Origin of the sequence: Bacillus cereus group sp. BfR-BA-01453 (assembly GCF_022662915.1) — a bacterium.
GTDB classification, from domain to species: Bacteria; Bacillota; Bacilli; order Bacillales; family Bacillaceae_G; genus Bacillus_A; species Bacillus_A paranthracis.
Window position 1 is genome coordinate 179,017 of sequence record NZ_JAKUEN010000009.1, and the last position, 6,900, is coordinate 185,916.

Below are 6,900 nucleotides of genomic sequence, written 5' to 3' on the forward strand. Positions count from 1 at the left end.
ATCTCGCTCAAACAGGCAGTAAGAACCCGATTCGTGTAGCCCATCAAAAGTAAATATTCATTTCAATGGTTTTGTTTTATTTGACAAAAAATTTATGTCCATCTATTTCCTCACAACAATTTACATATAACGAATAATAATTATCTATTATTTCATGAGATGAAAAAACCTCTATTTCTAGATTTATCATTATTCCCACCTTTTTGCAACTATCATACCATAGTTGCTATACAAACATTTTTCCACTTTTGACAGTTAATCAAACGTTTGTTTAAATAATTTTCTCTCATTTAAACAAACGTTTGATTAACCTAGAAAAACACCCATGTACGGGTGTTTTTCTGCTTAATCTTTAAAAGTTACTACTATTATCGCTTATTAATCTCTTCAAGTAAGATTTTGTTAACAAGCGGTGGATTTGCTTGTCCTTTTGTAGCTTTCATAATTTGACCAACTAAGAAGCCAATTGCACGGTCTTTACCGTTTTTAAAGTCTTCGATAGATTGCTCATTATTATCAAGAATTTCTGTTACAACTTTACGAAGTGTACCCTCGTCAGAAATTTGAACAAGGCCTTTCGCTTTAACGATTTCTTCTGGGTCTCCACCTTTTTCAATTAATTCGTTAAATACTTTCTTCGCAATTTTAGAAGAAATTGTACCTTTTTCAATTAATTGAACCATTTTAGATAAACCAGCAGGCGTTAATGCAACGTCTTTTAATTCTTTTTGTTGTTTGTTTAGGTATGCAAGTACTTCACCCATTAACCAGTTTGATGTTAATTTCGCATCAGCACCGTCTGCAACAGTTGCTTCAAAGAAATCAGACATTTCTTTCGTTAATGTTAATACGTGTGCATCATAAGCTGGTAAGCCTAATTCTGCAACGTAGCGAGCTTTACGTGCATCTGGAAGTTCTGGAATAGAAGCACGAACTGCTTCTTTCCACTCATCGTCGATGTAAAGTTCAACTAAGTCCGGCTCTGGGAAGTAACGGTAATCATCAGATCCTTCTTTCACACGCATTAAGATTGTTTTCTTCGTTGCTTCATCATAACGACGTGTTTCTTGTTGGATGATACCACCAGATAATAATTCTTTTTCTTGGCGAGCTTGCTCAAACTCAAGACCTTTTTGTACGTAAGTGAAAGAGTTTAAGTTTTTCAGTTCCGCTTTTGTACCGAACTTCTCTTGTCCAACTGGACGAAGGGAAATGTTCGCATCACAACGCAAGGAACCTTCTTCCATCTTACAATCAGATACGCCAGTGTATTGAATGATTGATTTTAACTTCTCTAAGTATGCATATGCTTCTTCTGGCGTGCGCATATCTGGCTCAGATACGATCTCAATTAAAGGCATACCTTGACGGTTGTAGTCTACTAATGAGCCGTCAGCTGTATGCGTTGATTTACCAGCATCTTCTTCTAAATGAAGACGTGTAATACCGATACGTTTCTTTTTACCGTCTACTTCAATTTCAATCCAACCATTTTCACCAATTGGCTTATCAAACTGAGAGATTTGGTAAGCTTTCGGATTATCTGGATAGAAATAGTTTTTACGGTCAAACTTCGTTTCTGTTGCGATTTCACAGTTTAATGCCATTGCAGCTTTCATTGCAAAGTTAACTGCTTCTTTATTTAAAGTAGGAAGTACTCCTGGGTATCCTAAGTCAATTACACTTGTTTGTGTATTTGGTTCCGCTCCGAATTCTGTTGGACTCGCAGAGAAAATTTTCGAATTTGTTTTTAACTCAACGTGAACCTCTAAACCAATAATTGTTTCTAAATTCATCTATGCTCGCCTCCTTACAGACTTGCTTTTTTTGTATGATGGTCTGTTGCTTGCTCAAACGCATGTGCAACGCGGTAAATTGTCGCTTCATCGAAGTGTTTACCAATGATTTGTAAACCAAGTGGCATGTTGTTAGCACCGAATCCACATGGAACAGAAATCGCTGGAACACCTGCTAAGTTTACTGGGATTGTTAAAATGTCATTTGCATACATTGTCATTGGATCATCAACTTTTTCGCCCACTTTAAATGCTGGAGTTGGCGTTGTTGGTCCAATAATAACATCGTAGTTAGCAAATACATTTTCAAAGTCGTTTTTAATTAATGTACGTACTTGTTGTGCTTTTTTGTAATATGCATCATAGTAACCAGAGCTAAGAGCAAATGTACCAAGCATAATACGACGTTTTACTTCATCACCGAATCCTTCGCTACGTGTGTTTTTGTAAAGATCCATTAAGTTATTCACATTATCAGAACGAACACCATAACGTACACCATCAAAGCGTGAAAGGTTAGCTGATGCTTCAGAAGAAGATAATAAGTAATACGTTGCTAGAGCGTATTTAGAGTGTGGAAGAGATACTTCCTCCCAAGTTGCGCCCATACCTTCTAATACTTTTAAAGCAGCTAGTACTGACTCACGAGCTTCTTCGCCAACACCTTCTCCTAAGTATTCTTTCGGTACAGCAATGCGTAAACCTTTAACGTCGCCTGTTAAACCAGCTAAGTAGTTTCCTACTTCAACGTTAGCAGAAGTTGCATCCATACGGTCAAGACCTGAAATAGCTTGTAATAAGTATGCATTGTCTTCTACTGTACGTGTAATCGGTCCGATTTGGTCAAGTGAAGATGCAAATGCTACTAATCCGTAACGAGATACACGTCCGTAGGTTGGTTTTAAACCTACAACGCCACAATATGCAGCTGGTTGACGGATAGAACCACCCGTATCAGAACCTAGAGAGAATAATACTTCTCCTGCTGCTACAGCTGCTGCAGAACCACCACTAGATCCACCTGGAACGTAATCTAAGTTCCATGGATTTTTCGTAGCGTAGAAACCTGAGTTTTCATTTGAAGAACCCATTGCGAACTCGTCCATATTTAATTTACCGATTGTAATTGTGTCAGCAGCTTTTAGCTTTTGCACAACTGTCGCATCATAAATTGGATCGAAGTTTGCTAACATTTTGCTTGCACAAGTCGTACGAAGACCGTTAGTTACAATGTTATCTTTAACACCGATTGGCATACCGAATAATAAACCATTATCTTCAGCACCAATTTTCGCGTCTAATTCTTTCGCTTTCGCGCGTGCGTTTTCTTCATCTAATGTAAGAAAAGCTTTTACGTTATCTTCAACATCCGCAATACGTTTGTAAGATTCTTCTACTAAATCCGTAACGGAAATTTCTTTGTTGTTTAATTTCTTATGTAACTCTGATACTGAATGATCAAATAATGACATCGAAATTCCCCTCCTCTATTCTAATACTGCTGGAACACGGATTTGATTATCTTTGTGATCCGGTGCATTTTTTAATACTTCTTCAACTGGTAAACCTTTTTCTGGTACATCTTCACGCATAACATTTTTCATAGTTAATACATGAGTTGTTGGTTTTACATCTGTTGTATCTAATTCATTTAACTGTTCTGCAAATGTAACAATTGCATCTAGTTGTTTTTGAAATTTTTCTGCTTCTTGATCAGTAATTGCAAGACGTGCTAAATGTGCTACGTGCTTTACATTCTCAACGGAAATTCTTGACACGGCTAGGCCACCTCCATAATATATCGTTCAATCTACAATACTATTGATGATACCAAATTTTCAGTACTTCAAGCAAGTCAACACACGGCACTTACAGCATTTTTACATAAAAAAAGAAAGGCAAACGCCTTTCTTTACGATTTACTCTTTATCTGACGGTTTATTTTTCGGAAATCTCTCGTTATCTTCTTCATTATCACGAATTGTTTTTTGTAATACAAAACAAGACATCGTTAAAAATAGTGTTCCAATTAAATAGTATCCTTTTACACTAAGCGTTTCATCTAGCGTATAAATCCCAATTAGCATACCTGAAAGCGCGCAAACAAATGAAGTCCATGCTAAAAACGTGAACGCTTGCGTATTACGTCTTCTCATCGTTCTCCCCCTCGTTAGCTGTACATCTATTATAGATAAGTATATTTACTATGATGAATTTTTATCCCACTTTAATGGGCAGTAAGACCCCCACCTCAAAATTCAGCGAAAGCAAAGAAGTTAGGTGGGGGATCAACTGCCCATAAAAGTCCGATTGGTTCAACTAATAATCAGTGGGGATGAAGAAAATCCCCACTGATTAAAGTTTCACTTTATGTAAATTCTAGTTTTATATTTATAAATCTTTCATAAAAGAATAATATTTCAAGGTGAATTTTCTGTCTAATCCGAAAAAACAATTGAAACCATTGACATTTATTTCAATTCTACATAAAATAAAAACAAATATTACGAACCTCGAAATATACGGGAGTGGAATTAATTGTTGCAATACGAACATTTTTTAGACTTACTGCTAGATAATGCCAAGAAACTTTTCTATCCTGAAGAATGGGTAAGCTTAGATTTAACACTTTCTAAAACTGAAGTATTTTGTTTACTTTGGATGGAGCGAAATACAGATATTACAATGACAAAAATCGCTGACCTTCTTGATATACCGATGAGTACAACGACAGGTGTTGTAAATCGTCTTGTAAAAAAGGGATATATTGAAAGATACCGTGACGAAAATGACCGACGCATTGTATTAATTCGTTTAACAGAAAACGGCGTATTGCTCGTTCAAGAAGTAAAACAAAATGCAGCCCATTATTTTAACCTAGTGACCGAAGCATTATCGGAAGAAGAAAAAGCATTTTTACTACAAATCTTCCAAAAGATTATGAATCACATTGCTACGTCACAACAAAAAACAGAAGAAAAGGTTTCAACACCTAAAATGAAAAACATTCCGATTGAATAAAACCCTAGCTGGGTTTTTATTCAATCGTTTATTTCGCCACTCGTAATATTCGATACTCGAAACAAGGGGGATATGAATGATGAGAATTATTTTGTATACAGGTAAAGGCGGCGTGGGAAAAACTAGCATTTCAGCAGCAACTGCACTTCAAAGCGCAAAACAAGGATTAAAAACTTTAGTAATGAGCACAGACCCAGCTCATAGTTTAGGAGATTCATTTGGTGTAAAACTATCTTCTGAACCATTAGAAATTCGTGAAAACCTATGGGCACAAGAAATTAATACGATTTATGAGATGGAAAAAGGCTGGGGGAAATTACAGAAATATATTACACTACTCTTCACTTCCAAAGCAGCTGATGATATTACAACAGAAGAGTTAACAATGTTTCCTGGTATGGAAGATTTAATTAGCTTACTTCGTGTACTCGATTATTATAAACAAAACACATATGATGTTATTATCATTGATTGTGCCCCAACAGGAGAAACATTAGCCATGCTCAGTTTTCCAGACATGCTCGGCTGGTGGATGGAAAAACTCTTCCCTATTAAAAGAAAAGTTTTAAAAGTTGTTCGCCCTGTAGCGCAACCACTTCTTGGCGTCCCCCTTCCAACCGATGATATTATGGACGAATTAACAAATACACTTGAACAACTTGGAGAGATGAGAGATATTTTATCAAACCGAGACGTAACAAGTATCCGCATCGTTGTAAATCCCGAAAAAATGGTTATTAAAGAGGCTCAGCGTAGCTTTACGTATTTAAATTTATACGATTATAACGTAGATGCGATTATGATTAACCGCGTCATCCCTAACACTGTCATCGATCCTTATTTTCAAGCTTGGAAAGATACTCAAAAGAAATATAAAACATTAATTCAAAATAGCTTTGATCCGCTTCCTATTTACGAAGCTCCAATGTTTGAACAAGAAGTTGTTGGCTTACCTATGTTAGAACGCGTTGGAGATGCTTTATTTAAAAAAGATTATTGTCCTACTGAAGTAAAATTTAACGGTCGCACTCAATATGTAAAAAAAGATGGCGATGAGTATATTTTCGTTCTGTCCATTCCCTTCTCTAACAAAAGTGAACTTGCATTAAATCAAAAAGGTGACGAGCTTATCATTCGTGCTGGTTCTGTTAAACGAAACATCACATTACCCAAAACGTTAACACACCTTTCTATTCAAGGAGCAAAATTCGAAGATGATGTACTAAACATTCGATTTGGAGGTGTCGTGCATGCATGAGGAATTAATAAGGAAGGTAATTCGTACAAAAATAAAAATCGGTATGCATATATTAGAAGAGTTACCTGCACCAATCCAGCAATCAGCTAAGCAAATACTAAATATTTTACAAGAGGAGCTAGCTGCTTATCCGAAAGAACAAGGGCATCGTGAAGATAATTTGAAAAGTATTATAATTGAATGAACATCTCTGGATAGAGGGCCTTTCTAGGCTTTCTATCTCTATATTGGAGTGATGTAAGTTGTTTAAAAAACATTCCACTATTATGCTTTGGATAATTCCCTTGTTATTTCTCATTCATAACCTTGAAGAATCTTTCCAAATGCCACAATATCTTGCTAATCAATTTTCAATTACTTTTATAACTAGTCAACAATTTTCCATTGCGATTTCTATATTGACTCTCTTTGTTTTACTTATCGTCTTTCTATATCAAATAAACATCTTGTCTTCTATATACTGGATTATTTTTATACAGGGGGCTATCTTCTTCAACTCTGTTCAACATATTATTTTGTTTTTTATTTATCGCTCCTATAATCCTGGCGTAATATCCGCAGTTTTCATTGTTATCTTTTCTATTTTCTTTTTTTCATCCCAAAAACACTTAATTCATAAAAATAAATTCTTAATTACACTCGCTTTCAGCTTATTTTCTTATCCTATTATAATTTGGATTACCTTACTATTCGCTAGCTACTTTCATTCATAAAAAAGAGGTTGTCCCAAAAGTAGCTGAATAGCTACTTTTGGGCAACCTCTTTCTTTACAGAAAATATAAAAAAGAATCGTCCATCTTTGATATAATTAAGTCACCACAACCA

8 protein-coding genes are annotated in these 6,900 nt (G+C 35.6%); 4 read left to right on the top strand and 4 right to left on the bottom strand.

The features are described from left to right. Positions 1–368 precede the first annotated feature (368 nt). The 4 genes from gatB to MR070_RS18520 form a co-directional block, all read right to left on the bottom strand. On the bottom strand, positions 369–1,796 hold the full coding sequence (gene gatB, locus MR070_RS18505; RefSeq protein WP_001047674.1) for an Asp-tRNA(Asn)/Glu-tRNA(Gln) amidotransferase subunit GatB: 1,428 nt from the start codon (positions 1,794–1,796) through the stop codon (positions 369–371). A 14-nt stretch (positions 1,797–1,810) separates the two neighbouring features. Beyond that, positions 1,811–3,268, bottom strand: a complete 1,458-nt coding sequence (gene gatA / locus MR070_RS18510) for an Asp-tRNA(Asn)/Glu-tRNA(Gln) amidotransferase subunit GatA (protein WP_000051445.1) — start codon at positions 3,266–3,268, stop codon at positions 1,811–1,813. A gap of 15 nt (positions 3,269–3,283) precedes the next feature. After that, the gene (gatC, locus tag MR070_RS18515) at positions 3,284–3,574 is read right to left on the bottom strand and encodes an Asp-tRNA(Asn)/Glu-tRNA(Gln) amidotransferase subunit GatC (protein ID WP_000086999.1); all 291 of its coding nucleotides are present in this window, start codon (positions 3,572–3,574) and stop codon (positions 3,284–3,286) included. Positions 3,575–3,715: 141 nt separating this feature from the next. Further along, on the bottom strand, positions 3,716–3,952 hold the full coding sequence (locus MR070_RS18520; RefSeq protein ID WP_001254394.1) for a YiaA/YiaB family inner membrane protein: 237 nt from the start codon (positions 3,950–3,952) through the stop codon (positions 3,716–3,718). Between the two features lie 382 nt (positions 3,953–4,334). Between MR070_RS18520 and MR070_RS18525 the strand changes: the two genes are divergently transcribed. From MR070_RS18525 to MR070_RS18540, 4 genes are all read left to right on the top strand, one after another. Next, entirely contained in the window at positions 4,335–4,817 is a 483-nt protein-coding gene (locus MR070_RS18525; protein ID WP_044821657.1) for a MarR family winged helix-turn-helix transcriptional regulator, read from the top strand. A 76-nt stretch (positions 4,818–4,893) separates the two neighbouring features. Then, entirely contained in the window at positions 4,894–6,075 is a 1,182-nt protein-coding gene (locus MR070_RS18530; protein ID WP_000984536.1) for an ArsA family ATPase, read from the top strand. Continuing rightward, positions 6,068–6,259: a DUF3926 domain-containing protein gene (locus MR070_RS18535; RefSeq protein ID WP_000544083.1), complete on the top strand. Its 192-nt coding sequence runs from the start codon at positions 6,068–6,070 to the stop codon at positions 6,257–6,259. Before MR070_RS18530 ends, MR070_RS18535 begins: the two co-directional genes overlap by 8 nt. 58 nt (positions 6,260–6,317) lie before the next feature. Continuing rightward, positions 6,318–6,788 (top strand): HXXEE domain-containing protein, encoded by a 471-nt coding sequence (locus MR070_RS18540; RefSeq protein WP_138322540.1) that lies wholly within the window; start codon positions 6,318–6,320, stop codon positions 6,786–6,788. Positions 6,789–6,900: the final 112 nt, after the last annotated feature.

Bases quoted from the DNA above. Each gene is read 5' to 3' on its own strand.
- gatB (WP_001047674.1), bottom strand. From the start codon at position 1,796: ATGAATTTAGAAACAATTATTGGTTTAGAGGTTCACGTTGAGTTAAAA.
- gatA (WP_000051445.1), bottom strand. From the start codon at position 3,268: ATGTCATTATTTGATCATTCAGTATCAGAGTTACATAAGAAATTAAAC.
- MR070_RS18520 (WP_001254394.1), bottom strand. From the start codon at position 3,952: ATGAGAAGACGTAATACGCAAGCGTTCACGTTTTTAGCATGGACTTCA.
- MR070_RS18530 (WP_000984536.1), top strand. From the start codon at position 4,894: ATGATGAGAATTATTTTGTATACAGGTAAAGGCGGCGTGGGAAAAACT.
- MR070_RS18535 (WP_000544083.1), top strand. From the start codon at position 6,068: ATGCATGAGGAATTAATAAGGAAGGTAATTCGTACAAAAATAAAAATC.